Annotated in this window: 24 protein-coding genes; 6 read left to right on the top strand and 18 right to left on the bottom strand. The window is 56.8% G+C overall.

Features of this window, described 5'->3' with window-relative positions:
* Window positions 1-183: 183 nt before the first annotated feature.
* From C814_RS08705 to C814_RS08625, 17 genes are all read right to left on the bottom strand, one after another.
* Entirely contained in the window at window positions 184-717 is a 534-nt protein-coding gene (locus tag C814_RS08705) for a hypothetical protein (protein ID WP_016315295.1), read from the bottom strand.
* A 154-nt stretch (window positions 718-871) separates the two neighbouring features.
* On the bottom strand, window positions 872-1,198 hold the full coding sequence (locus C814_RS08700) for a putative heavy metal-binding protein (protein WP_016315294.1): 327 nt from the start codon (window positions 1,196-1,198) through the stop codon (window positions 872-874).
* Window positions 1,199-1,236: 38 nt separating this feature from the next.
* Window positions 1,237-2,157, bottom strand: a complete 921-nt coding sequence (gene whiA / locus C814_RS08695) for a DNA-binding protein WhiA (protein WP_016315293.1) — start codon at window positions 2,155-2,157, stop codon at window positions 1,237-1,239.
* On the bottom strand, window positions 2,129-3,040 hold the full coding sequence (rapZ, locus tag C814_RS08690) for an RNase adapter RapZ (protein ID WP_016315292.1): 912 nt from the start codon (window positions 3,038-3,040) through the stop codon (window positions 2,129-2,131). Before rapZ ends, whiA begins: the two co-directional genes overlap by 29 nt.
* A gap of 78 nt (window positions 3,041-3,118) precedes the next feature.
* Window positions 3,119-4,033, bottom strand: coding sequence for a UDP-N-acetylmuramate dehydrogenase (gene murB, locus C814_RS08685; RefSeq protein WP_022788245.1), 915 nt, complete (start codon window positions 4,031-4,033; stop codon window positions 3,119-3,121).
* Window positions 4,034-4,044: 11 nt separating this feature from the next.
* Window positions 4,045-5,010: an ROK family protein gene (locus tag C814_RS08680; protein WP_016315290.1), complete on the bottom strand. Its 966-nt coding sequence runs from the start codon at window positions 5,008-5,010 to the stop codon at window positions 4,045-4,047.
* Window positions 5,011-5,020: 10 nt separating this feature from the next.
* A complete protein-coding gene (locus C814_RS08675; RefSeq protein WP_016315289.1) occupies window positions 5,021-5,764 on the bottom strand; it encodes a phosphatase in 744 nt (247 codons plus the stop codon).
* A gap of 21 nt (window positions 5,765-5,785) precedes the next feature.
* Window positions 5,786-6,739: an HPr(Ser) kinase/phosphatase gene (gene hprK, locus C814_RS08670; RefSeq protein ID WP_016315288.1), complete on the bottom strand. Its 954-nt coding sequence runs from the start codon at window positions 6,737-6,739 to the stop codon at window positions 5,786-5,788.
* 378 nt (window positions 6,740-7,117) lie between these two features.
* The gene (locus C814_RS08665; protein WP_016315287.1) at window positions 7,118-8,242 is read right to left on the bottom strand and encodes a Gfo/Idh/MocA family protein; all 1,125 of its coding nucleotides are present in this window, start codon (window positions 8,240-8,242) and stop codon (window positions 7,118-7,120) included.
* A 98-nt stretch (window positions 8,243-8,340) separates the two neighbouring features.
* Window positions 8,341-9,255 (bottom strand): acetylxylan esterase, encoded by a 915-nt coding sequence (locus tag C814_RS08660; protein WP_016315286.1) that lies wholly within the window; start codon window positions 9,253-9,255, stop codon window positions 8,341-8,343.
* A complete protein-coding gene (locus C814_RS08655; protein WP_242828985.1) occupies window positions 9,252-10,229 on the bottom strand; it encodes an acetylxylan esterase in 978 nt (325 codons plus the stop codon). The genes C814_RS08660 and C814_RS08655 overlap by 4 nt, the downstream gene beginning before the upstream one ends.
* Entirely contained in the window at window positions 10,217-11,854 is a 1,638-nt protein-coding gene (locus C814_RS08650; protein WP_196809900.1) for an FAD-dependent oxidoreductase, read from the bottom strand. The genes C814_RS08655 and C814_RS08650 overlap by 13 nt, the downstream gene beginning before the upstream one ends.
* Window positions 11,851-12,882 (bottom strand): ABC transporter ATP-binding protein, encoded by a 1,032-nt coding sequence (locus C814_RS08645; RefSeq protein ID WP_016315283.1) that lies wholly within the window; start codon window positions 12,880-12,882, stop codon window positions 11,851-11,853. The genes C814_RS08650 and C814_RS08645 overlap by 4 nt, the downstream gene beginning before the upstream one ends.
* Before the next feature lie 10 nt (window positions 12,883-12,892).
* A complete protein-coding gene (locus C814_RS08640; protein WP_016315282.1) occupies window positions 12,893-13,924 on the bottom strand; it encodes an ABC transporter ATP-binding protein in 1,032 nt (343 codons plus the stop codon).
* Between the two features lie 12 nt (window positions 13,925-13,936).
* Entirely contained in the window at window positions 13,937-14,869 is a 933-nt protein-coding gene (locus C814_RS08635) for an ABC transporter permease (RefSeq protein ID WP_016315281.1), read from the bottom strand.
* 13 nt (window positions 14,870-14,882) lie between these two features.
* Window positions 14,883-15,851, bottom strand: a complete 969-nt coding sequence (locus tag C814_RS08630) for an ABC transporter permease (protein ID WP_016315280.1) — start codon at window positions 15,849-15,851, stop codon at window positions 14,883-14,885.
* Window positions 15,852-15,995: 144 nt separating this feature from the next.
* Window positions 15,996-17,702 carry an ABC transporter substrate-binding protein gene (locus C814_RS08625; protein ID WP_016315279.1) on the bottom strand — a complete coding sequence of 569 codons (1,707 nt, stop codon included), beginning with the start codon at window positions 17,700-17,702 and terminating at the stop codon, window positions 15,996-15,998.
* Between the two features lie 261 nt (window positions 17,703-17,963).
* Between C814_RS08625 and C814_RS08620 the strand changes: the two genes are divergently transcribed.
* Complete coding sequence (locus C814_RS08620) at window positions 17,964-18,827, top strand: MurR/RpiR family transcriptional regulator (RefSeq protein ID WP_016315278.1); 864 nt, start codon at window positions 17,964-17,966, stop codon at window positions 18,825-18,827.
* A gap of 59 nt (window positions 18,828-18,886) precedes the next feature.
* Here C814_RS08620 and C814_RS08615 read toward each other — a convergent pair whose 3' ends face one another.
* Window positions 18,887-19,708, bottom strand: coding sequence for a helix-turn-helix transcriptional regulator (locus C814_RS08615; protein ID WP_081644903.1), 822 nt, complete (start codon window positions 19,706-19,708; stop codon window positions 18,887-18,889).
* A 379-nt stretch (window positions 19,709-20,087) separates the two neighbouring features.
* Between C814_RS08615 and gctA the strand changes: the two genes are divergently transcribed.
* The 5 genes from gctA to hgdB all read left to right on the top strand — a co-directional run bounded on the left by gctA (window position 20,088) and on the right by hgdB (window position 25,220).
* A complete protein-coding gene (gctA, locus tag C814_RS08610; RefSeq protein ID WP_016315276.1) occupies window positions 20,088-21,056 on the top strand; it encodes a glutaconate CoA-transferase subunit A in 969 nt (322 codons plus the stop codon).
* A 3-nt stretch (window positions 21,057-21,059) separates the two neighbouring features.
* Window positions 21,060-21,851 (top strand): glutaconate CoA-transferase subunit B, encoded by a 792-nt coding sequence (gctB, locus tag C814_RS08605; RefSeq protein WP_016315275.1) that lies wholly within the window; start codon window positions 21,060-21,062, stop codon window positions 21,849-21,851.
* 78 nt (window positions 21,852-21,929) lie between these two features.
* On the top strand, window positions 21,930-22,712 hold the full coding sequence (hgdC, locus tag C814_RS08600) for a (R)-2-hydroxyglutaryl-CoA dehydratase activase HgdC (RefSeq protein ID WP_016315274.1): 783 nt from the start codon (window positions 21,930-21,932) through the stop codon (window positions 22,710-22,712).
* Between the two features lie 91 nt (window positions 22,713-22,803).
* Window positions 22,804-24,078: a 2-hydroxyacyl-CoA dehydratase subunit D gene (locus C814_RS08595; protein ID WP_016315273.1), complete on the top strand. Its 1,275-nt coding sequence runs from the start codon at window positions 22,804-22,806 to the stop codon at window positions 24,076-24,078.
* A complete protein-coding gene (hgdB, locus tag C814_RS08590) occupies window positions 24,075-25,220 on the top strand; it encodes a (R)-2-hydroxyglutaryl-CoA dehydratase subunit beta (RefSeq protein WP_016315272.1) in 1,146 nt (381 codons plus the stop codon). The genes C814_RS08595 and hgdB overlap by 4 nt, the downstream gene beginning before the upstream one ends.
* The last annotated feature ends 154 nt before the right edge of the window (window positions 25,221-25,374 follow it).

Raw genomic sequence — 25,374 nt, 5'->3', positions numbered from 1 at the left:
GAACCTGTATTCATAATCAGGGGATGCCGGATGGGCGATGGATTTTGCTGGCCTGCAAGGCGAAAAAACGCAGGCAATACTTTGTGTATTGCAAGGTCTTTCAACGCAAGCAGGCCAGCAAAAGACCCGCTCAGACGGCGTCGAATGGTTGTGAATACGGGTTCTAAGTATACCGGCTCTATGCTACCACCGCAGCAGCCGAATCCGGCGAATCTGCGCCTGTGCCGCCCAGCAGAAAACGATTGGAAGCAACAGAAAAAGCATCCGACAGGCAGCGGCGCAGAGCAGATAACGGGAAAAATGGAACGCCTTGCTCAGATGAAACAGGCTGTAAACCACTCCCGCAACCGGCATCAGCGCCATTGATGCCACTGTAACAGCCTCGACCACACGGCGGGGCCTCTGGGCATGTCCCGACTGGATCAGCACCCATCCGGAAAAGACCGAGACCAGCACCACATAGACTGCTGTACCGATTTCAAATCGTGCGAATGTCTTAAAAAACGACTCAGCGGTTTGCAGGCCCATAATCTCGATATAGATTCCCTGCATATCGCGCAGCTCCTGCGCAAGGCAGGCCCGCACAAAGAGAACCCCCGCAAATCCAAGTAAAATCGAAACGGACGCGACAATCGGGTAAAACCGGGAGACCCGGCGGTAAAACGGCAGATTCCCTGCCAACAGCAGCGCAACCGCGCAGAAGATTCCCACAGTCATCCGATCCCCTCCTTTGTTTGATCCGTCATGTTGTCAAAAACGGACTAATTCCAGATCGCTTACAAGCTGTTTCACAGTTCAAGTTTTACCCAATATTCCGCATCACCGCCGCGCTGGGGGCCGGGCTTCCTGCAAGAGGCACAAAATGGATTTTTCAGATGTCTCTGAGAGTGACCGCTGTACCGGATACATTCACCATCAGCATTCCGTTGTTGGACCCAAGCACCTCATAATCCACGTCAATTCCAATCACCGCATCCGCACCCAAAACAGCCGCACGCTGTTGCAGCTCCTGTATGGCCGCTTCCCGCGCACGCATCAGTTCTTCTTCGTAGGCGTTCGAACGCCCTCCAAAAAAATTGGAAAGCCCTGCAACGAAATCCTTGACGAAATCCACACCTGCTATCACTTCGCCGAATACGATGCCTTTGTATTCAACGACCTGTTTCCCTTCAATATTGTTGGTTGTTGTTACGATCATAGCTGCATTCCTCCTCATTCCCAAACCTGAACCTGTGTTCATTCTGTCTGCGGCCCTTTCGCACGCAGATTTTCGGCAAATTCGGAAATCCGCTTGAGCCGGTGATTGACCCCCGAACGGGAGATCGGCGGTGAAAGCTGCTCCCCGAGCTGCCGCAGCGAGAGGTCCGCACCCGAAAGCCGCAGCCGCGCCAGCTCCTGAAGTTCCTCGGGAAGCATCCCGATCCCACCGCTCTGCTCGATCAGCCGGATGTCCTCGATCTGCTCCACCGCTGTATTGACTGTCCTCGTGATATTGGCGGTCTCACAGTTGGTGGCCCGGTTGACCTTGTTGCGCAGGTCTTTCACGATCTTGACTTCCATCAGTTCAAGCGCAGACCTGGGCGCGCCAATCAGGGTTAAAAGGTCCTCGATCTGTTCGCTCTCTTTATAATAGAGCAGATAGTCATTGCGCCGCACTGTCGCTTTCGGTGCGGCGATCTGTCCGGCAAGAAGCTGTTCAAGCAGGGCGCAAAGCTCCTTCCTTTGGGTCGCAAACTCCAGATGATAGCTCTTTTCCGGGTCAGAAATCCCCCCGCAGGCGAGAAACGCCCCGCTCAAAAATGCCGGTATCTCGTCAGGAGAATCCGGAACCGGCCAGACCTCCAAGTCGGCATCCCGCCCAAATGCCAAAAGCACCGCGGCCCGATCGGCAGAACTGTCAACCTTTACTGCAAAAATGCTCCTGCGATCCCCGCGCCTGATCTCCTGTACAGTGATGCTCCCGCTTATCCCAACCAGGTCGGTGATGCTGTCCGCATAGAGCCGCGCAACCTTCCGATGCTCGGTATGGATCGAGATAGCATCCCGATCGAACCGCCCTCCGAACGACAGAAGGCCGCAGGCCATCGCCCTCTGGCGGCGCTGGCGAAACGGCCTGTTGCTGCATATCTCACTTTTGATCCGGTGCGCAAACGACATCTCCCTGCTCCTTGTCTTTTCTGGTATCTTTTTCAATGTCACGGTGACTGATCTGATACCATACCTTTTCCTCCTGCAAATGTTCCCCCAGAAGCTGCGCGAATACCACCGAACGGTGTTTCCCGCCGGTGCATCCCACCGCAACTGTGAGCTGCGTTTTTCCCTCATCCCGGTAGAGCGGCAGCAGATAGTCCACGAGGTCGAATAGCTTGGGGATCAGGTTTTGTGTCTGCTCCCATTTCAGGACATACTCCCGCACTGGCGCCTCCAGACCGGTATGGTACTTCAGCTCAGGGAGATAAAACGGGTTGGGCAGGCAGCGCACATCAAAGACCAGGTCCGCTTCCCGGGGCAGCCCGTATTTAAACCCGAATGACATACAGTTGACCAGCATCGCCTGATTTTTGTCGTCGAGGAAGATGCCCACCACCCTTTCCCTGAGCTGTTTTGCAGAAAGATAAGTGGTGTCGATCACATAATCGGCGCTCTCGCGGATTCGTTCGAGCAAAGGGCGCTCCGCCGACAGCGCCTGTTCGATCGAAATACGGTCTCTGCCCATTAGAGGATGGCTGCGGCGGGTCTCCTTATATCGCCGGATCAGGACTGAATCCTCGCAGTCCAGGAATAAAATCCGCGCCGAACGCCTGTCGTCCAGGAGCTGGGAAACCCCTTCGAAAATATCTCCAAATACCTCCCGGCTGCGGACATCCATCACGATAGCAACCTTGTCCGTCTGATTTTCCGCCTGCATGCACAGCCCGGCAAACGACCTGAGCAGCCTCGGCGGCAGGTTATCCACGCAATAGTAGCCGATGTCCTCCAGCGCCGCCACTGCCTGGGATTTCCCCGCGCCCGACATACCGGTAATAATGACAAATTCCATAAGGCATCCCCCTCCAGCCTTCCTGCTCCGGATGCCGGGGCACTGCCGGCCCGGCACCGCGAACTCACAAAACAAGCCCTAGAATCCCATCTGTTTTACTTCACATTCCAGAGAAAAGCCGGTCTTTTCCCTCACCTCGCACTGCACCAGTTCGATCAGTGCAGACATATCCGCACAGGTCGCGTTCTCATAGTTAATTAGGAAGCCGGCATGTTTCTCGCTGACCATCGCTCCGCCAACCCGCCGCCCCTTCAGACCACACTGGTCAATCAGCGCGGAGGCATATGCCCCCTCCGGACGCTTGAAGGTACTGCCTGCACTCGGGTATTCGAGCGGCTGTTTTGCCCTGCGGCGGTCCATATAGTCCTCCATCCGGGCATGAATCTCCTCCGGGTCCCCTTTTTTCAGGCGGAACACCCCTTCGGCCACCAGCAGTTCGGGATGGCCCGTGAACCAGCTCCGCCGGTAGCCGAGCGCGAGGTCCTCCCGTTCATGCGGGGCGCCCAGCGCATCCAGATAGACCACCTTTTGCAGAACGTCCGCCATCTCCCCGCCGTAAGCGCCCGCATTCATGCAAACTGCCCCGCCCACGCTTCCGGGGATTCCGTAGGCGAACTCAAGCCCCGAAAGGCCGCTGCGCCAGGCAAAAACACAAAGCGCAGTCAGGCTGGCCCCGGCAGGGCAGACCACCACTTCCGGATCATCCGGGGAGATGTGCGGGTGTGCCTGACGTTCATCAAGTGAGAGCACCGCACCGCGTATTCCCGCATCCGAGACCAACAAATTGGAGCCTTTTCCGATATAGGCCAGCGGGACGCCCAGTTCCGCCGCTCTGGAGATCACCTGCCCTGCGACCGCACTGTCCGCAGGACGCAGAAAGAGCCCGGCTGGCCCGCCGATTTTTAAAGTTGTATGCGCCGCCATCGGCTCGTTCTCAAACGCCGGACAGCCAATCGCATCGCAAAACGCTCGAAGCGCAGAAAGATTACCCATGCAGTCCCCCATTAAATATGCTGAAATTGTTTGCCTAAAAGCGCCGCGCCGATGATCCCCGCGTCGTTGCCCAGTTTGGCCTGTAGGATCGCCGCACAGTTGTTCGGGTCATGGTTGAACGTCTGCGGATAGGTGCGCTCCCGGATCGGTGCGAAGAACGGCTCTCCTTCCTTGCAGATGCCGCCGCCGATCACCAGAGCTTCCGGCTGGATCAGGCTGATGATGCCCGAGATCGCGTTGGCGATGTTGTCGATGTACTGATCGACCACTGCGGCGCCCGCTTTATCCCCCATCCGCATCGCGTCAAACGCTGTGCGCCCGTTGACCGGATCAAGGCTTCCGCCGGTGATCTCCCACATTTTGGATGTCAGGTCGAGCTGCATCGCCTCCCGGGTGATTCGGATGAGCGCGGTCGCGGAGCAGTAGGATTCGATGCATCCACGCCGTCCGCAGGTACAGGGCACCCCATCTTTGACCAAGCCGACATGCCCCAGTTCGCCGCCTTTGTAGTTGAAGCCGGAAAAGATCCTGCCATCGATCACAATGCCGCCGCCCACGCCGGTCCCAAGCGTGACCATCACCATCGAGCGCAGACCCTTGGCTGCGCCTGCCATCAGTTCGCCATAGGCAGCTGCATTCGCGTCATTCTCGATATGAATCGGCTTATCGATCCGCTCGGAGAGGATTTTTTTGAGCGGCACATCGTGAAAGCCTAAGTTATTGGCCAGCCCGATCATCCCCGTTTCCGGATTGGCGGTGCCGGGCGACCCCACCCCTACCCATTCGACCTGCTCGAGGGTGATCCCCGCATCCGCAATCGCCTGATGTGCGGTTGCGATCATATCGTCCGCTATCTCCTCCGCCGGGTGGAATACCTTGGTTTTGGCGTGGCCGCGCCCAATGATCTGGTAGTTTTCATCCACAACGCCGGTGGCAATATTGGTCCCTCCGAGATCAATTCCAACGTAGTATTTCATCCTTTGCACCTCATCTTTCCGATTCTGTTTCTATGAGCCTTCTGCCGGATTTTTCCCGCGCAACCGCGAGGAACCGGTCGTAATCAGTGTTCAAGACCAGCTCTTCGGGAAAAGCAATCTCCCGAAGCATCTCGAGCGCCGGGCCGACCTGCCCGATCTCGGTAAAAAAATGCGCATCCGAACTGCAAACAATCCGCACACCCTGACGCTTGCAGGCCAGTGCGACCTCCCGGCAGCGCTCCCGGGAACCAGGCCGGGCGGAAAACGAGTGCGCGTTGATCTCGACAATCTTGCCGTTCCGGGCAAATGCCCGCATCACTGTATCCATGTCGAACGGATAGCGCGCGTCCCCACAGTGCCCGATCACATCCACCAGCGGGTTTTCCGCTATGGCCAGCCAACCGCGCGTGTGGTCCTCCACAGTGGACGGCTGGATACAGACCGTGTGGTAGGATGCGATTACCCAGTCCAGCTGTTCCAATGAGCGGGCAGAGAGGTCCAGCCCTCCATCATAATCCATAATATTCGCCTCTGCACCTCTGAGTACCACCACCCCATCCAGCCGCTCGGGAACCACCTTGGGCAGATTCCGGAAAAACCACTCATGCGGCCCGTCGGTCATCGCCGGGGCATGCTCGGTGATGCAGAGGAATGGCATCCCGATTGCGGCGGCATAACGTACATTTTCGTACAGGGTACTGAATGCATGGTCACACGCGCAGGTATGGCAATGAGTTTCCGCAACAACCTCCACAGCGGCCGCCTCCTTTCTCTATCAGAACGAGCTCCAGTCGGAGCCACCGTCCGGTTCCACCATGCCGAGCTTTTCGAGCAGCTCCTGCGCGGCATTGTAGCCCATCCGTTTCTGACGGTTGTTCATCGCAGCTACCTCAATGATGATTGCGATATTCCGCCCCGGCTTCACCGGGATGGTGAGCGATGGGATTTGAATGCCGAGCACATCAGTGTATTCGTCGTTCATGCCCATGCGGTCGTAGACCTTGCTCGCATCCCACTGTTCGAGCTGGACCAGCATATTGATCTTTTCGGTCATCTTGACTGCGCCGATGCCGAACAGACGGCGCGCATTGATAATCCCGACCCCGCGCAGCTCCATAAAGTGGCGGATATTTTCAGGCGAGGAACCGACGATGGATTTGTTGGAGACCCGCCGCAGCTCGACCGCATCATCAGCAATCAACCGGTGCCCGCGCTTGACCAGCTCGATCGCGGCTTCGCTCTTTCCGACCCCGCTCTCCCCCATCAGCAGGATTCCTTCGCCGTATACTTCGACCAGCACCCCATGCCGGGTAACCCGCGGCGCAAGCTCGACGTTCAGTTCCGCGATCAGGGCTGCGAGGAAGGATGAAGTACCCTCCGAGGTGCGCAGCAGCGCGACCTCATTTTTCTCCGCAGCATCCCGGATGCGGGGTGGGAAGTCCAGATTGCGGGTGATTACCACTGCGGGCGGCTTGTTGGCAAAATAGTTGTCGATCCGCCGGGCACGCTCCGCTTCATCAAACTGCTCGAGAAATGCCAGCTCGCTTTTGCCCATAATCTGTATCCGCTGGTTGTCAAAATAATCGAAAAAGCCGCTCAACGGCAGGCCAGGACGGTCGATTTCGGGGGAAGAAATCGAGATATCTCCAGCTTCCTTCGGAAGGTACAGCACCTCAAGATTAAAAATCTTGATGAGTTTTTGCAGAGGGACGATAAATTTTGTAGCCACCTATACACCATCCTCGTTTTTTATGTTTTCCATTGCCGCGTGTTTGCTTCATTTCCCAGTTGACCTTGAAACACGGCTGCAAATGCATTTTGCTTCTGTATAGATTCTTCTGGGCATATTATAGCGCAAAACCGCTCATCTTTCAATCAATATTTTGGACACCGCCCAATTATTTTGCCAAACTTTCACCATTCTTTCTTCCCGCTTTTTAGAATACGAAGAAAAAAGGAAAGCCATCGCCAAAGGCGGTGGCTCAGGAAACCCGTTATGGCAACTACCTGCGCAGCATCGGGTGGTGCCGGCTTTCTGCATTTTTCGAGAAGTTCGTCAATATGGGCTGCCTGCTGGATTCTCGTCTGTTTTGGGATTTTCCAAACTTCAGATTGATCGGGAACGGCCAAACCCGCGTTCCTCCAGTGCAGCCGGAAACGCTTTGGGATCGGCTGGTATCGCCATCTCCGACCGGTTCCAGTGAGAAAGATAGGCCGCTTGGATCATCTGGAGAGACCGCACCCCTTCCTGTAGGCTGCACATAATGGGGGACCGCCCTGCGACCGCCTCCGCAAAGTTAGCGAGCGCAGCTGCCTGCTGAATTTCGTTCGTCCCGTCATCGAATGAAAGCCGCTCAACAGTGCTGGGAATTTCCCCAAACGGCTGGGTACAGGAAATGGTAAACGCCCGCTCTTCCTGTGCGAGACGGCAGATCTCGACTTCCCTGCCGTCGGTGACCACGATTCTGCCTTTGGTCCCGCAAATTTCAAGGCGGTCGGTGCCGGGCTGCTCATGTCCGGACGCGATAAACTGTCCATGTGCCCCATTTGCGAAGGTCAGGAGCAGTTCCGCTTCGTTTTCCACCTCGATCGGACGGTTGACCGTCCCACAACGTGCCAGAACCGAAACCGGCATCCCGCAGAGCCATTGAAGGAGATCGAGCTGGTGGGATACCTGCGTCATCAGCAGTCCGCCGCCCTCCCCCTGCCAGCTTCCGCGCCACGCGCCCGACGCATAGTAAGCGTTTGGGCGGTAAAGGGTGGTAATCAGCCAGGTTGCGCGCACCAGCTCGCCGAGAAAACCCTCCTGAATGAGCGACTTGACCTTGCGGTAGGCTTTGGACATCCGGCGGTTATACATCACGCCGCCCACCAGCTCCGGACGCTGTTCGAGCGCCGCGACTGCCCGGTCAATTTCATCCATCCAGATGCCGGCCGGCTTTTCGGTCAGCACATGCAGCCCTGCCTCGAGCGCGGCCTGCGTCATCGACGGATGCTGCCCATTCGGCGTGCAGATCACCACCGCGTCCGCCGCACCCGAACGAAGCAGTTCACTGTAATCGGTAAAAACTGCGGCATTGGTCAGCCCGCAGGAGCGGACTGCTTCCTGGATATTCTCCAGGCTGCGGCTGCACAATGCGGTGACCTCTACACCGGGGACCTGCCCCTGGCAGATCAGGCCGATATATTTTTTTGCAATCATGCCAATCCCGGCAAATCCGAGCTTCAGCATAATCGTTCCCCCTTTCGGTTCAGAGAGGCGTCGAACCCTGTTTTTTATCTCTGATAAAGAGGGCTTTTTTCTCCCGCAAAAGCCCCCTCTACACCTTTTTAATCAAACGCAAGACGGAAGAACCCGACCAGTTCATTTTCAAAAAAGTTGATCCGTTCGTGCAGATAGTTCGGATAAACCAGATGCCGCTTTGGACAGCCTGCCCGATTGTAGACCGCATACTGTGCCGCAGGCAGCGCAACAGTATCCATCAGCCCTGTACCGAGCAGCAATTCCCCACGCAAAAGTGGAGCAAAACCGCAAAGGTCCACGTAGCCGAGCGCCCGGAACAATGCCTCCTCCTTGTCGTGGGCCGGATCGTCATTGCGGAACTGCTCCCGCAGTCCGGCGCAAAGCCCCTCGCGCACACCGGATTCCCACACCTTATAAAAATCTGCGGGCATTGGATGCAGAGCGGCACACTTTACGACCCGATCCGGGAGCATTGCGGCGGTCACGATTGCCAGCCCGCCGCCAAGCCCTTCGCCCCATGCCAGCATCCGCGTGCTGTCTACCCCCGGGAGTGTCCCTGCGAGATGGGCGGCGGTGAGTGCGTCGGTATAAAGCTGTGTGAGTGACAGCCCGGCAGGCCCATCCTCCCATCCTTTGGTCAGACTGTAGCAGCCTTCCCTGTTTTCCAGCGCCAGCACCGCATAACCCAGCGCGATAAACCGGGTCATATGGTGCCAGCCGCGCGTCCTGCGTGCATGGTCATGAAACATCAGTACAACTGGCGCCGGCGTCCCCTGTTTCGGCCGCAGAAAACGCGCGGTCAGCAGTTCCCCATCGGTTGCAGGGAAGGACAGCTCCCAATAGTCAGCCATCGGATTGTGGAAGGGAACCCGGTTCCAAACCACTGGACGGGGCTGGGCCGCATTCTGGTTCTGCTCCTTCCAGAACGCGGTGAAATCCTCCGGGCAGAACGAGCTTCCGGAGTAGCTTTCGAGTGTCTTGACTGTCTCGGGAATGCTCACACCGTCTCCCCCCCTCCGAAGAAATCGAGAATCAGATCATCAAACGCCTGAATCTCCTCATGCTCAAACTCGGGATAAAAATGATGCTGCTTTTTGCAGGTAAGGTTGTTGTAAACCGCAAATTGGGTCGCAGGCGGGCAGATCGTATCCGAAAGCCCGGTGCCAAACAAAACCTCGCATCTCACCAGATGTGCAAAATTATGGGAATCAATATATCCCAGCTTGGTAAAAGTTTCGGTTTTCCGCTCGCCTGTGGGGTCAAACCAGCGGAAATAATATCGGATGCCTTCGTAGGCAATCTGGTCCGCACCCAGCTCCCAGACCTTCTGGTAGTCGCTCAGGAACGGGTAAAGAATCGCTGCTTTGCGGATCAGGTCGGGATTGAGCGCGGCACATGCAATCCCGATGCCGCCGCCCTGTGATGCACCATTGACATAGACCCGGTTCAGGTCGATCCCTTCCAGCTTCCGGACGATCCGCGCCAGAATACGGATATTCTGGTGCAGGCGGACATAGTACATCTCTTTGGGATCGCCATCCAGGCCCGCCACAATATGCCCTGTGACCGTCGTGCCGGTGTAGCCGCCGATGTCCTGCCCCAGTCCGCCCTGGCCCGGGCAGTCGAGCGCGATCAGGGCGCAGCCCATCCCCGCGAACGACGCCTGCTCGAGCCAGCTTCTGCCCGCCCCTGGGTACCCATGAAACTGGAGTACCAACGGGACCGGCTGATCCAAACGTGGCTTGAGATATTTCGCATAAAGGCGCGCGCCGCCCATTCCGGTAAACCAGAGGTCCAGGAAATCGCAGGTCGGGTAGGATGGGACCGCCGCCGGGTTTAGTTCCCAGTCGAGCGGGACCGACTCCGCCTCTTCCATGCGCGCTGCCCAGAAGGCATCAAAGTCTTCCGGCATGGGGTTTGTACCTTGATAGGTTTTTAACTGTTCTAATTCCTGCGGGGTAATCATCCCTGCCATCCCTCCTGAAATTGGGCGGTGGTTCCGCTGTCTGTTTTCTTGACTAGGATTGGGTATGCCTGTTCCGGATCCTGCTGCGGGAAGTCGCTTCGATAGTGGGAGCCTCGGCTCTCCCGCCGCAGCCGCGCGGCTTTGAGAATCGCAAGCGCAGTCTCGAACCGCAGCGCCAGCCTGCGCGACTCTGCAACCTGCCGCACCGCACCGCCCGGCATTTTGGCCAGCCCTTTCTGCATCTCGGTGACCTCCTGTTCCGCGGCCGCAAGACCGGTCTCCTCCCGTTCGATCATCGCCGCCCGGGTCATCGCCGCCCGCAGGCATTCGAGCGGTTGTCCAGGGGCCGGTGTATGCCACAGGTCAAACAGAACATCTACAGGAGGGCACTCCGCCTGCCGGCAAAATACCGCTGCCGCACGCCCGGCCTTGCCGCCAAATACCAGTCCATTCGCGGTCGAAAGCCCACCAATCCGGTCCGCTCCATGCATCCCACCAGTAGCTTCCCCGCAGGCGAACAGCCCTGGGACGCCGGTAGAACCATCCGGCGCAATCCGAACCCCGCCATTCGCCGCGTGCGCAAAAATCCCGATCTGAATTGGGTCATCCATTGTAAGATGCTTCGTTTCTGCAAGCCAGTCGAAGTAGGTTTTGACAAACTCAGGCGGATTCTGACGAAGCGTCTCCTGATACCGTACTGTCACGCCCGATTTATCCGCAAGGCAGGCGCGGAAGATTGCGAGGTCGACCAGTTTGGAGCCCAAGCGCGCGGTAAACGGCCCGTGGGTCGAGCGCTGGACAAGCAGTTTCTCGGTTTCCGCATCAAGCAGCGGGCTGCCGTCTGGATGCGAAAGCTGGGTGAACCGGAAGGTCTTTTCATTAAAGATGGTTTTGTACGCCGGGGAGAGGTAACCCGGCATCATCTGCATAAATTCAAGGTTGACCAGCGTGCATCCCGCATGGAGCGCAAGCGCCTGCCCAATCCCTTCGACATCATCGGTGCAAAGCCGTTCCTCAAACAGGGAACCGTACCCACCGGTCGCCAATACAAACGCCTTGCAGCCAAAACAGCGGAGGGAATCCCCCTCCGCTGCGATTGCACCGCAGACACACCCGTCCCGGACGACCAGCTCGAGCAGTTCACAATGGGGCAGCCGGGTGATCCCCAGCGCATCCATCCGCTGGGAGAATACCTCCCGCGCGCTCGCAAACTCAATGCCGTTCCAGTCCCGATGCTTATGGTCAAAGCAGGGGATAAACTCCTTTTCACTGCTCTGCGCGCGGCGAAGCCTGACCCCCATCCCGCGGACCCGTTCGATTGCCGGGGAAATCCCGTCCACGAACGTCTCCACCATTGCGGGGTCCGCCATGCCGCATCCGACCTCACGGATGGTGGCTGCGAGATCCTGCCGGTCGGATGGGTCTGCCGGGCCGATCAGCCCAAGTCCCCACGTCCCAGGATAAAAGCTCGAACCGGAAAAGGTCTCCCCCTTGCTCAGCAGGACCACCGAACAACCGGCCTCTGCCGCCTCGATCGCGGCCATAATTCCGGCGATCCCGGCGCCCGCAACCAGCACATCACAGACGTGATCTACCGAAATCCGCACAGCCTCCCTCTCTGCTGCGCGGCTCACCCTTTTTGCGCCACGCCATTGTCATACAGATGGCAGGCGCAGAAGTGGTCTTTGCCCTCGACCGTGTGCTTAATCAGCTTCGGCCGCTCTTTCTTACAGATTTCCATGCACTTTTTGCAGCGTGGATGGAACAGGCATCCGTCCGGCGGGCGCACCGGGTTGGGCACGTCGCCTTCGAGAACGATCCGGCTGTGCTTATGGTCCGGGTCAACAATCGGGATTGCCGAAAGCAGCGCCTCGGTATAGGGATGCATCGTATTGTCGAAGATTTGCTCGGTATCCGCCAGCTCGACAATCTTCCCAAGGTACATGACCGCGATCCGGTCGCTGATATACTCGACCACGCTCAGGTTGTGGGTGATAAAAATATAAGTCAGGTTGCGTTCCTCTTTGAGCTTCATCAGCAGGTTGAGCACCTGCGCCTGGATCGAAACGTCGAGCGCTGAAACCGCCTCGTCGCAGACGACCATCTCCGGGTTGACGCAGAGCGCCCGCGCAATGCCGATGCGCTGCCGCTGGCCGCCCGAAAACTCATGCGGATAGCGATCCATATACTCGCGGCGCATGTTGACCGCCTCAAGGATATCACCGATGATCTTCCGCTGCTCCTCCTTGTCCTTGACGCCGAAGTGCCGGAGCGGGTCCGCGAGCGACTGGAAGATGGTGAACGACGGGTTTAACGAGGAGTACGGGTCCTGAAAGACGATCTGCGCGCGTTTATGAAGCATCTGCTCGTCCTCTTTGGAAAGCTTGCGCAGGTCTTTTTTGCCGCCGCCCGATTCACCGAAATCATACATCATGGTGCCGTCAGTGGCGTGGACCAGCTGGATGATCGATTTTCCGAGGGTGGTTTTTCCGCAGCCCGACTCCCCTACCAGCCCGAGCGTTTCCCCCCGGTAGATGTCGAGGTCGATGTCGTTGACCGCCTTAACATGGTCTGTTATCTTGTTGAAAAAACCGCTGCGGATTGGGAAGAAGGTCTTTACGCCCCTCAGTTCAAGCAGGATTTCCTTGTTCGCTACACTCATCCTCTTCACCTCACCTTTCTGATTCGGACCCGGCTTTCGCCACGCTGCCATAGACCTGATCGGCATTCCAGCAACGGACCGAATGCCCCGCGCAGACGGGCGACTCGGGCGGCATCTCGTTGCACTTCTCACAGAAGAAATCGCACCGCGGGCCAAACTGGCACCCCTTCGGACGGTCGTACGGGTCCGGTGTGGAGCCGCGGATCGGCTGGAGGTTCTGGTTTTTGCCCTTATGGAGCACCGGGATCGACCGCAGCAGCGCCGAGGTGTACGGGTGTGCCGGATGCTTGAGCACTTCTTTGACCGATCCCCGCTCGACGATGTTGCCCATGTACATGACCGCCACATCATCTGCAAGCTCGCTCACCACGCCCATGTCGTGGGTAATCAGCATGACTGCGGTGTCATGCTCGGTCTTGAGCTTTTCCATCAGCTCGAAAATCTGCGCCTGGATCGTCACATCGAGCGCAGTGGTCGGCTCGTCGGCGATCAGCACCTTCGGGTTGCAGCTCATCGCCATCGCGATCATCGCACGCTGACGCATACCGCCCGAAAACTCGTGCGGATACTGGTCGATCCGCTTTTCCGGAGTGGAAATGCCCATCTGGGTCAGCAGCTCAAGGGTGCGGGCGCGCCGGGCTTCCTTATCGAGCGTGGTGTGGTATTTAAGATTCTCCCCGATCTGGTAGCCGATCGTATAGACCGGGTTGAGCGCAGTCATCGGGTCCTGGAAGATCATCGCGATGTCCGCGCCGCGCAGGGAGCGCATCTCCTTGCCGTTGCGCTCGAGCAGGTCGATGCGGATATCCCCATCGGGGGCATGGTAGGTGATGCTGCCGCTCTCAATCCGCGAGAGCTTGGGCAGAAGCTGCATGATCGAGGAAGCGGTTACACTCTTGCCGCAGCCGGATTCCCCGACCACACAGAGGGTGCGTCCTTTATAAAGCTCAAACGAAATCCCGTTGAGCACCTTGTTGCAGCGTTTATCCGAATAAAAATAGGTTCTAAGATCCTTGACCGTAATAATCGCCTGTTGTTGCATCGTGTCGCCTCCTTAGCCCTGCTGGGTCGGGTCGGTGGAATCGCGCAGGCCATCGCCGATACAGTTGATCGAGATGACGAACAGGGATACCACGATACCAACCGGCAACCACATCCACCAGTAATTCTGCATGACATAAAGGTCCTGCGCCGCGTTCAGGATGTTGCCCCATGTCGCGACCTCGGGCGGGACGCCCAGACCGAGGAAGCTCATCGCAGCCTCATCGAGGATAAACATTGCGGTCGAAAGGGTCAGGTTGACCACGACCGGTCCGATCGCATTCGGGAGCATATGCTTGTAGGCGATGACAAAATCGTTCAAGCCAAACGCCTTCATCGACTGTACATACTCCTCTTCACGCAGCGAGAGCATCTTGGCGCGAGCCTGCCGGTAGACAGCGCCCCAGCCAGTGATGATGAAGATAATCACGAGGTTCCAAAGCCCGCGCCCGAAGATCGAGCCGAGCATAATTACGAGGATCAGCTGCGGGAAGGACATAAACACCTCGGAAAGCCGCAGGATCACCTGGTCAAGCAGGCCACCCTTGTAGCCGGCATAACAGCCGAGCAGCACGCCGATAATCGCCGCGCCCATCGCCGAGCCAAGCCCGATCAACATCGAGAGCCGCCCGCCGTAAAGGGTGCGGGTAAAGACATCCCGCCCGAGCTTGTCGGTGCCGAACAGATGCTGCATAGAGGGCGGTTTCGTCATCTGGGTGAGGTCGGTCATCTGGGGATCGTAGGAGGAGATGACTGGCGCAAGCAGGCAGGCGAGGAAGATGATCGCAAAGACCGCCACGCCGATCACCGCCAGCCGGTTGCCGAGCATCTTGCGCAGCGAACGGTTCATTTTGCTTCTTTTGAGCAGGCCCGCTTCCTCCGCATCGCGCAGTTTGTCAAACTTCCGGTCGAGCCGGGTTCTTTTCCTGGTCAGTTCAGCCGTCATGTTTGCGCCCTCCTTATTCCAATTTGACACGCGGGTCGAGGATTGCCGTCAGGATATCCACCAGGAAACTCGCCATCAGCACCGCGAGCACCGAGAACAGCGCAATCATCATGACCAACGGATAGTTCTGGCCGGTAACAGCCGTTTTGAACGCATTGCCGATGCCGGGCCACTGGAAGATCGTCTCGATAACCACCGAACCGCCGATCAGCGTCGGCAGACGGAATCCGATCAGAACCACCACTGGCGTGAGCGAGACACGGAATCCATGCACCAGATTGACCCGCCACTCGGGAAGCCCCTTGGCGCGGGCGGTTTTGATGTAGTCCTTGTTCATTGTGTCGAGCATACTTGAACGGGCATAACGCATGACGCCAGCTGTCAGCGAGATACCAAGCACGCTCGCGGGCAGGATCAGGAATTTCAGATGGGCAAATGCCCCGGTCATACCGGGAGCGGTGCGTCCTCCGATCGGCAGCCAGCCGAGGTTGAGTGCAAACACCACGATGCAGACCATGCCAAAGAAGAACTGCGGGATCGAAACGCCGATCATACCCGCAACCGTGAGCAGGTTGTCGCCGAGCGAGCCTTTTTTCAGTGCGCTCAGGATGCCCAGCACGCTTCCGAGTATGGTCGAGATGAAGAGCGCCGCAAGCGAAAGTTCAAGCGTTGCCGGGAAAAGCTGGGCAAGCAGGTCTTTGATCGCTACGCCGTTGGTGATCGAATATCCGAAATTGCCCTGCAAAAGCTGCCAGAGCCACTTCAGATAACGAAGGAAAAACGGGTCGTTCAGCCCGTAAAGCTCACGCATCTCGGCAAGCTTCTGCGGGTCGATGTTGGCGAGCTGGTCGGGCGAGAACATATACGAGATCGGGTCGCCCGGCGTAAGATCCAGCCCCCAGTAGATCAGGAATGTGATGACGAGCACCATCGGGATCATCAACAACAGTTTTTTCAGGACGTATTGCAGCGTATTTCGCATTTTCCACCCTCCTTGGGATCAAAATAGGGTAAAAGGAAGAGGCGGCATCCGCCGCCTCTTCCTAACGAAGCCTGTTTCGCGCCCGAGAAACACACAACGGGCAGCGGAACCAGGGTTTATGTCGCTGAGGCGCCGTGATCCAGATTATCCAACAGTCCAGTTTTGGATATCCCAGTCATAATTGAACTGCGGATTCGCTTTCTTGATATCACCGATCCGGTCGCTGGTGATCAGGAAGATCGGCTGATAATAAAGCGCCATTGTGAACATTGACTCGTTCTCATATTTAGACAGCTCTTTGAAAGCCGCAATCTGCTCTTCCATCTTGGGGGAAGCGTTGGTCGCGTCGATCAGCTCGTTGAGCTTTGCGTCCTCCGGGGTATGGGAATTGGTGGGGGAGCCGGTGCGGTAACGGTCATAATACTCGTGCAGGGAGAGCGCTGCGTTTGCCGCATAGCACATATCCCAGTTGACCGCTGTCGGGCCGTTGACCTGGTCCGCCGGAGCCGCCCACAGCAGGGTTGCAAGGTCGCCCTGTACCAGCTCAAATTCCATCTTGATACCGACCTGTCCCAGGAACGCCTGGATTGCCGTCATCAGATCGACCGTAGCCTGATCGGTGTAGTAATAGACTGTTTTGAGGGTGGTATTCGGATCCCAGTTTGCCTCGGCGAGCAGCTCCTTGGCTTTCTCCGGATTGTAGTCATAGTTTTCCAGCCCAGACGCCTTGTCCGCTTCGCCCGGGATCAGGCTGTTTGCCGGAACCGCCGAACCCTGGAACAGGGTCTCACAGATCGTTTTCATGTCGATCGCATACCGAATCGCCTGACGTACCCGCGCATCTGCCAGCGGCGAAGGAGTACCATCGGTCTTGGAGAATTTGTTGAGGTAGAGCAGGCGGGTATACCGGACGTCAACCGGAGTGATGGTGATGCCCGGAGTGCCCTCCAGCGACTGAACGTCCGAGATCATCTTGGTGTAGCCGTAGTCAAGCTGGCCGGATTTGGCGCGGGTAACGATGTTCGGGTCGCTGTCGCCCGCGCTCGGCAGGAGCTGGATTTTGAAGTCCGCAACGCCGTTGTAGTACTTGTCAAACGGAGCCAGAATCGCATAGTTCTTCATCTGCACGTCCTCTACCATGAACGGGCCGGAGCCGATCGGTTTCTGGAAGTAAGGAGCCTGCTGGACCTGGAGCGGATCCACATCCGCGAAACACTTCTTCGGAACCGGAGCGAACTGAGTGAAGGTCAGCAGAGCGTCGGGCGCGATGCTGTCAAACGCAATCGTGATCTTCTGTCCATCAATCACAATGCCGTCAAACGTCTCGTTGATGTCGCCATTTGCATCGGTGCTTCCCGCAATCGCCTTGAAAGTCGCGAGGAACACCGGGTTGACCACTGCGGTTTTCGAGACGTACTCAATGCTCCATTTGATGTCCTCCGGGGTGATCTTCTCACCGTCGTGCCAGTAAGCGTCATCGCGCAGTTCGAAGGTCAGGGTCTTGCCGTCGTCACTGTAGGAATAGGTTGCCAGTGCGTCGGGATGGTCAGGGATCGGGCTGAGGTTTTCATCCGCCACGATCAGGTGGGAATAAAGCGCTTTGGAATAGGTATAAGTACCCGGGTTGAGCCACGGGGTCTCAAAGAACTCTTCCGGACCGCCGTTGGAATAGATGATCTTCGCGCCGTCCGCCGAAGGAGCCGGAGCCGCAGGCTGTGCCGCACTGGGCGCCGCCGACGATGCTGCTCCGGGGTCTGCCGCCGGAGCGCTGCCCGAACCCCCACAGGCAGTCATCCCCGTCATTGCCAGAACGAGCAGCGTACTGAGCGCGCGTTTCCACATCTTTTTCATATTGGGTTGTTCTCCTTCCTCTTTTGGAACTTTCTGGTTTATGTGCCGTTGACATAAAGCACTGGGTAAAATACTAACCTCATTATAGACCCGATGAAAACCATTTTCAATTATAATTGTCTACGAAAATTCTATTCAAAGTTTGTCTATTTCGCTTATTTTTTTTTACTTTTATAAAAATATCTTGTAAGTTTTGCACCTTGCCTATATAATTGAAAAGTAATCGTGACAATTTGCACCATTGCGAAAGGCGGAAACGATATGGATAACATCCTGGATAGAGTCATCCAGAACTATCATTTTTTTACACGATCGGAAAACAAGGTCGCTGATTACATCCTCAAGGCCAAACAGGAGATTCAGAGTATGACGATCTCCGAACTGGCTGCCAATTGTGGCGTTGCCGAAGCGACTGTTACCCGGTTCTGCCGGTCGCTTGGCTGCAAGGGATTCCACGATTTTAAAATGGCGGTCGCACTTGCGGTGCTTTCCCCGGAAGGGGGCTCGGCGTCTGAGCGGTACGGGATGTGCGGGGAGGTGCACGCTGAGGACAGTATTGAGGAAAAATGCCGAAAACTCTGCTATATCGGAACCGAAGCACTCCAGCAGACCTGCACCCTGATCGAGCCTGAGCAGATTCGTGCAGCGGTCGACTGCCTCTTTCAGGCCAGGTGCGTCTACTGTTTCGGGCAGGGCAACTCCTCTATTACTGCGATGGAGGCGTGGGGCCGGTTCTCATCGGTCACCCACAAATTCCATTGGATTTCCGATGTGCACATGCAGGCTTATACCGCTTCCCTGCTTGGCCCGCAGGACGCAGTCCTCTATTTTTCGTTTTCAGGGGCAACCCGTGAGCTTTCCGAGATTGGAGAGCTGCTGCGCCAGAACGGCGCGCGCATGATCCTCATTACCCGGTTTCCCAATTCTCCAGGCGCCTCCTATGCCAGCCCGATCCTGATCTGCGGGGCGAATGAAGGCCCCTTGCAACAGGGTTCTCTTTCCGCCAAGATCGCCCAGCTCTACCTAATCGACGTGCTGTTTAACGAATATTGCAGCCGCGATCTCGAGCGGACGATCGAAAATCGTGCTAAAACAAGCAATTCTTTGCGTTCCAAGCTGCTATAAAAATGAAGAAGGACAGACTACCGCCTGCCCTTCTTCGCTCTGTATGCATCAAACAGCGGTCAACACCTGTCTCCCGCCAGATATTCCTTGGCGTACCGTTTTGGGGAAGTCCCCGTCAGGGTGCCAAAGGTACGGATAAAATGTTCGTTGTTCCGAAATCCGACCGCCTCGCCCACCTCCTGCACCCGCATTCCCTGACGAAGCAGCTCACGTGCCTTGAGCACCCGGCACTGGATGATATATTCGATCACGCTGAACCCAGTGGCGGACTTGAAGATGTGGCAAAGATGGTATTTATTGATAAAAAACCGCGAGGAGATCATGTCCAGGGTGAGCGGCTCGGTGATGTGCTGCTGTATGTACTCGAGGATCGGGGCGACCCGCGCAAATTCAGGGCTGAACATCCCTTCTTCCCGCCCGATCGTTTCGAATGAGGTGAACACCTGAAGCAGAAACCGCATCAGCAGGATCACCCGTTCAATATCGCTGCCAAACCGGCTGTTTTCGGGCGCGGCAAGCTGTTCAAAAAGCTCCACCAGTTCCTGGGTCTGCTCCTGATCAAGACGGGTGCAGTGGCCCGCCTGACGGATGCTTGCGAGGAAATCGGTCTGCGACGTGGAAAAAGACTGCAATGCCGAAGGCGGCAGATGCATCACGTACCGCTTGTAAGCATCGTTTGCGATGCTCTTGTGAAGCGTCGCTTCTCCCACCAGCAGCAGGGTGCCGCAGTGCAGCGGGTAGAGCTCGTTTTCAATGAAAAAGTCCCCTCCATCCGAAAGCGAAAGCAGGATTTCCACGTCCTCGTGGAAATGTGGACGGTCCATGTGCCATTTATCGTCCCGGCTGAGCCGGAGCTGGTATTTCGCCTGTATCAACGCCATTCCCCCTTTGCAAAGCCTGTAGCTGAAAATCGGCAGGCTTCACCCTGCAAAAACAGTATAGCATAAGACAGCAAGATATGCAAACTATCCGCAAAAACAGTCAAATTTCAAAAAACACTGTGCAAACCTGTCGCTTTGTGGATTGCCTGTGAATATTTTTTAGTCGAAAAAGACAGAACTTTTGCCTCTCTCTTTCCGGATTCTTAAATCTAACACAACATATGCAAGTTTTTTAACAAATCTTTATAAGTAATCCTGCTCAGAATGTGTTATACTGGAAATACAGAGGAACACTTTCCTAAATATCCTGATCCTTTTGCGCTCCGGCGCATCCGGGCGGTGTCCGCCCTGCAAAATACATATTTTTGGAGGTTTTATCGTGAAAAAAGTGTATCAATTGTCTGATGCGATTTCCAAGTTCGTCCACGACGGCGACTACATCGCATTCGGCGGCTTCACCACCAACAGAAAGCCGATTGCCGCTGTCTCGGAGATCATCCGTCAGGGTCAGAAGGACTTTATTCTCGATTCCGGCCCGACCGGAAGCGATGCTGATATGCTCATCGGCGCCGGCCGCGTAAAAGCCTACATCAACTGCTACACCGCCAACTCGGGTGTTACCAACGTTTCCCGCCGGTTCCGCCACGCGATCGAAAAGGGCGAGATCCTGTTTGAGGACTACTCGCAGGACGCTGCGGTTCTGATGTTCCACGGTGCAGCGCTCGGCCTGCCGTACGTCCCGATCCGCATGATGCTCGGCACCGGCCTGGTCGATCACTGGGGCATCAGCAAAGAGGAGCGCCAGAAGATTGACAAACTGCCCAACGACAAATTCCTGATCCAGGACGATCCGTTCAATCCCGGTAACCAGATTGTCCTGCTGCCGGTCCCGAAGATCGACGTCGCGATCCTCCATGTCCAGATGGCTTCGTTCGACGGCACCTGCCGCATTGATGGCGACGAGTTCCACGACGTTGACCTCGCAATCGCTTCCAAGCATTGCATCGTCACCTGCGAAGAGCTAGTCACCGACGAGTATATCCGCCGCGAGCCTTCCCTCAACACGATCCCCGGCTTCTGTGTTGACGCGGTTGTCCACCTCCCGCATGGCGCACATCCGTCCCAGTGCTATGGCTGCTATGACTATGATAACCCGTTCTATGTCATGTATGACAAGGCGAGCAAAACACAGGAAGATTTCGACCAGTTCCTGAAAGACTGGGTCTATGATGTCAAGGATCATAATGGTTATCTTAACAAGGTTGGCGGGGCGCGTCTGGCGGATCTGAAGGCGGTTCCCGGATTCGGATATCACACCGATATGACCAAGATGGCACAGGAGGGTTAATCAATGGCTGACTACACCAACTATACCAATAGAGAAATGCAGGCGATTTCGATCGCCAAATCGATCAGCGATGGACAGATCGCGATCGTCGGAACCGGCCTGCCGCTGATCGGCGCTGCGCTGGCAAAACGCATCTACGCCCCCAACTGCACCCTGATCGTCGAGAGCGGCCTTATGGACTGCGCTCCGATCGAGGTTCCCCGCAGTGTCGGCGACATCCGCCTGATGGCGCACTGTGCGGTGCAGTGGCCGAATGTCCGGTACGTCGGCTTCCAGGCCAACGAGTGGCTGCATGACACCTCCCGTATGGTCGCGTTCATCGGCGGCGCACAGATCGACGCTTACGGCAACGTCAACTCGACCTGCATCGGCGACTATCACAACCCGGTCACCCGGTTCACCGGTTCGGGCGGCGCGAACGGCATCGCCACCTTCGTCAACACGATCATCATGATGCAGCATGAGAAGCGCCGCTTCATGGATAAGATCGACTATGTCACCAGCGCTGGCTGGATCGACGGTCCGGATGGGCGTGCAAAGGTCGGCCTGCCTGCAAACCGCGGCCCGCAGATGGTTGTTACCGATCGCGGCATTATGAAGTTCGACGAGCAGACCAAACGTATGTATCTGTACGGCTACTACGAGACCTCCTCCCCCGAGGATATCATTGAGAATACCGGCTTTGAGATCGATGTTTCCAAGGCGGTCAAGATTGACCCGCCCACTCCGGACATCATCAAGATCATCCGCGAGGAGATCGACCCGAAACAGGCATTCATCAAAGTTCCCCAGTAATCCCTCGTGATTCCGCGCCGGGCGTCCCGTTTGCGGGGATGTCCGGCGCTCCAAATTCCCAGATTAGGAAGGTATGCAATGAGTATCTACACGATGGGCATTGATGTCGGTTCGACATCCTCCAAATGCGTGATCCTCAAGGACGGTCAGGAGATCGTCTGCAAGTCGCTCGTTGCCTCCGGCACCGGCACCTCCGGCCCCGACCGCGCGGTTGCCGAACTGCTGGAAAAGAGCGGCTTGAAAAAGGAGGATATGTCCTATATCCTCGCAACCGGCTACGGCCGCAACTCAATCGACTGGGTAGACCAGCAGATGAGCGAGCTGAGCTGCCATGCGCGTGGTGCTTACCACCTGTTCCCGGAAGTCCACACCGTTATTGACATTGGCGGGCAGGACGTCAAGGTGCTCCAGATTGAGAATGGCGCGATGATCAATTTCCAGATGAATGACAAGTGTGCTGCCGGCACCGGCCGCTTCCTTGATGTCATGGCGCGGGTGCTCGAGGTCAATGTTTCCGACCTCGCCGAGCTGGGCGCGAAGTCTACCAAGAAAATCGGCATCAGCTCGACCTGCACTGTCTTTGCGGAGAGCGAGGTTATCAGCCAGCTTGCGCAGGGAAGCGACAAATGTGACATCATCAACGGTATCCACCACTCGATCGCCAACCGGGTTGCCGGGCTTACCCACCGGGTCGGTGTGCGTGACCAGCTCGTCATGACCGGCGGCGTCGCCCAGAACAGCGGCGTGGTCAAGGCACTCGAGGAGGAACTGGGCCACACCATCTTCACCTCCCCGATCACCCAGTATGTCGGCGCGCTTGGTGCGTCCCTCTTCGCCTATCAGAAGGCGCTCAAAAAGTAGTTTCCCAGTTCCCGGAAAAGCTCCCGGCATCCGCTCCTGACCGAGAAGTATGCCGGGAATCCAAGTTTTAGATTCGGAGGTATGAATCATCATGGCTGAAACCGAGAAAACCACGGCTGCGGCTCCTGCCGCGAAGCCGAAGAAAGAAGCCAGCCCCGCAACAAAAGCACTGCGCAAGGTCGTTTCCGACGTTTACGCCGCTGCGTGGACTGCAAAAGAACAGGGCCGTCCGATCGGCTGGTCCTCCTCCAAGTTCCCGGCCGAGATCGCCGAGACGCTTGGCCTTGCCGTTGTCTATCCGGAGAACCAGGCAGCCGGTATTGCTGCCCAACACGATGGCGAGCGGATGTGCCAGATCGCCGAGGAGATGGGCTTTGACGCGGACATCTGCGGATATGCGCGGATCAGCCTGGCCTGTGCGAACGGCGCCATCACCACCAACGAAGGCCGCCGCGTACCCCGCCCGGACTTCGTCCTCTGCTGCAACAACATCTGCAACTGCATGACCAAATGGTATGAGAATATCGCCCGCATGAACAACTGCCCGCTGATTATGATCGACGTCCCCTACAACAACCATGTGGAAGTCGATGACAGCTATGTGCAGTACATACGCGGCCAGTTCGACGACGCGATCGTCCAGCTTGAGAAGATTTCCGGCAACAAGTGGGATGAAGAGAAGTTCAAACAGGTCTGCGCCAACGCCAACCGCACCGCAAAAGCCTGGCTGAAGGTCTGCGACTATCTCCAGTATAAGCCCGCACCGATGTCCGGTTTTGACCTGTTCAACCACATGGCCGACGTCGTAACCGCCCGCTGCAAGGTCGAGGCTGCTGAGGCGTTCGAACTGCTGGCTGAGGAACTCGAAGAGCATGTCAAGAACGGCACCTCTACCCTGCCGTTCCCCGAGCAGTACCGTGTCATGTTTGAGGGTATCCCCTGCTGGCCCGACCTGAAAGCGCTCTTCAAGCCGCTCAAAGGCAATGGCGTCAACGTCACCGCGGTCGTTTATGCGCCTGCGTTCGGCTTTGTCTACGATGATATGGACTCCCTCTGCCGCGCCTACTGCAAAGCGCCGAACTCGGTCTGCATCGAGCAGGGTGTTGACTGGCGTGAAGGCATCTGCCGCGACAACAAGGTGGATGGTGTTCTGGTCCACTACAACCGCAGCTGCAAACCGTGGAGCGGCTACATGGCCGAGATGCAGCGCCGGTTTACCAAAGACCTCGGCGTCCCCTGCGCAGGGTTCGACGGCGACCAGGCCGACCCCCGCAACTTCAACGCTGCCCAGTATGAGACCCGCGTACAGGGACTTGTGGAAGCGATGGAGCAAAACAAGCTCGCTAAGGAGGCCAAAGCGCAATGAGTATCGAAGTTTTGCTGAACGAATTTAAGGAAATTGCCGCCAACCCTGCCAAACAGCTCAACGACTGCAAGGCAGCAGGAAAAAAAGCGATCGGCGTTCTGCCGTATTTTGCGCCCGAAGAGCTGGTTTACGCCGCCGGTATGATGCCGTTCGGCATCTGGGGCAGCAACACCAAAACCATCAACCGCTCAAAGGAATATTGCGCAACCTTCTATTGCACCATTGCGCAGCTGGCGCTTGAGATGCTGCTTGACGGTACCATGGATCAGCTGGACGGGATCATCACCCCGACCATCTGCGACACCCTGCGCCCGATGTCCCAGAACTTCCGCGTCTCGATGGGCGACAAGATGAAGGTCATCTTCCTCGCACATCCGCAGAACCGCGCGAAAGAGTACGGCATTACCTTCTGCATGAGCCAGTACAGCAATATCCGCAAGGAGCTGGAAGAGCTGAAAGGCTCGCCGATCTCGGATGAAGCGATTTCGGAGGCGATCAAGGTCTATAATAAAAGCCGCGCCGCCCGCCGCAAATTCGTCAAGCTGGCGAACGAGCATTGCGATGTCATCACCCCGACCAAGCGTAGCGCAGTCCTCAAGGCTTCCTACTTCATGATGAAGGATGTCTATACCGAGAAGCTCGAGGCGCTCAATGCTGAACTGGAGAAACTGCCGGTTTGCAACTGGAAGGGTGTCAAGGTGGTCACTTCGGGCATCATCTGTGACAATCCCAAACTGCTCCAGATTTTCGAGGACAACAACATCGCGATTGCGGCAGACGACGTTGCGCACGAGAGCCGCATGATCCGTGTCGATGCACCCGAAGAGGGCGACCCGATACGCGCGCTCGCACAGCAGTTTGCGATGCAGGATTATGACGTCCTCCTTTACGATCCTGCTTCCGAGCAGAACCGCCGCGCTGAATTTGTTGCCCAGATGGTCAAAGACAGCGGTGCGCAGGGCCTTGTGCTCTTCATGCAGCAATTCTGCGACCCCGAGGAGATGGAATATCCTTCGTTCAAAAAAGCGCTTGATGAGGCGGATATCCCGCACATCAAGCTCGGCGTTGACCAGCAGATGCGTGACTTCGGTCAGGCAAGCACTGCGATCCAGGCATTCGCCGACGTGCTCAGCACCCGCTAACCTCATTTTCTCCCATTAAAAACAGGAGGGAAAGCAAAGATGCTTTCCCTCCTGTTTTTGTCATCCACGCCATACGCGGCTGATAAAATGAAACCTTTCTCTGTTTTGGAGAGAAGACACAGGTCCGGACAGCCTCAAGCCAGACGCAAGTCCA

This window comes from Anaerotruncus sp. G3(2012) (assembly GCF_000403395.2).
In the GTDB taxonomy this organism is placed as follows: domain Bacteria; phylum Bacillota; class Clostridia; order Oscillospirales; family Ruminococcaceae; genus Anaerotruncus.
Note: the sequence above shows the minus strand (reverse complement) of the source record. Positions and strands in the feature narration are given on the sequence as shown.

Bases quoted from the DNA above. Each gene is read 5' to 3' on its own strand.
- C814_RS08705 (WP_016315295.1), bottom strand. From the start codon at position 717: ATGACTGTGGGAATCTTCTGCGCGGTTGCGCTGCTGTTGGCAGGGAAT.
- C814_RS08700 (WP_016315294.1), bottom strand. From the start codon at position 1,198: ATGATCGTAACAACAACCAACAATATTGAAGGGAAACAGGTCGTTGAA.
- whiA (WP_016315293.1), bottom strand. From the start codon at position 2,157: ATGTCGTTTGCGCACCGGATCAAAAGTGAGATATGCAGCAACAGGCCG.
- rapZ (WP_016315292.1), bottom strand. From the start codon at position 3,040: ATGGAATTTGTCATTATTACCGGTATGTCGGGCGCGGGGAAATCCCAG.
- murB (WP_022788245.1), bottom strand. From the start codon at position 4,033: ATGGGTAATCTTTCTGCGCTTCGAGCGTTTTGCGATGCGATTGGCTGT.
- C814_RS08680 (WP_016315290.1), bottom strand. From the start codon at position 5,010: ATGAAATACTACGTTGGAATTGATCTCGGAGGGACCAATATTGCCACC.
- C814_RS08665 (WP_016315287.1), bottom strand. From the start codon at position 8,242: ATGCTGAAGCTCGGATTTGCCGGGATTGGCATGATTGCAAAAAAATAT.
- C814_RS08655 (WP_242828985.1), bottom strand. From the start codon at position 10,229: ATGGCAGGGATGATTACCCCGCAGGAATTAGAACAGTTAAAAACCTAT.
- C814_RS08645 (WP_016315283.1), bottom strand. From the start codon at position 12,882: ATGAGTGTAGCGAACAAGGAAATCCTGCTTGAACTGAGGGGCGTAAAG.
- C814_RS08640 (WP_016315282.1), bottom strand. From the start codon at position 13,924: ATGCAACAACAGGCGATTATTACGGTCAAGGATCTTAGAACCTATTTT.
- C814_RS08635 (WP_016315281.1), bottom strand. From the start codon at position 14,869: ATGACGGCTGAACTGACCAGGAAAAGAACCCGGCTCGACCGGAAGTTT.
- C814_RS08630 (WP_016315280.1), bottom strand. From the start codon at position 15,851: ATGCGAAATACGCTGCAATACGTCCTGAAAAAACTGTTGTTGATGATC.
- C814_RS08625 (WP_016315279.1), bottom strand. From the start codon at position 17,702: ATGAAAAAGATGTGGAAACGCGCGCTCAGTACGCTGCTCGTTCTGGCA.
- C814_RS08620 (WP_016315278.1), top strand. From the start codon at position 17,964: ATGGATAACATCCTGGATAGAGTCATCCAGAACTATCATTTTTTTACA.
- C814_RS08615 (WP_081644903.1), bottom strand. From the start codon at position 19,708: ATGGCGTTGATACAGGCGAAATACCAGCTCCGGCTCAGCCGGGACGAT.
- gctB (WP_016315275.1), top strand. From the start codon at position 21,060: ATGGCTGACTACACCAACTATACCAATAGAGAAATGCAGGCGATTTCG.
- hgdC (WP_016315274.1), top strand. From the start codon at position 21,930: ATGAGTATCTACACGATGGGCATTGATGTCGGTTCGACATCCTCCAAA.
- C814_RS08595 (WP_016315273.1), top strand. From the start codon at position 22,804: ATGGCTGAAACCGAGAAAACCACGGCTGCGGCTCCTGCCGCGAAGCCG.
- hgdB (WP_016315272.1), top strand. From the start codon at position 24,075: ATGAGTATCGAAGTTTTGCTGAACGAATTTAAGGAAATTGCCGCCAAC.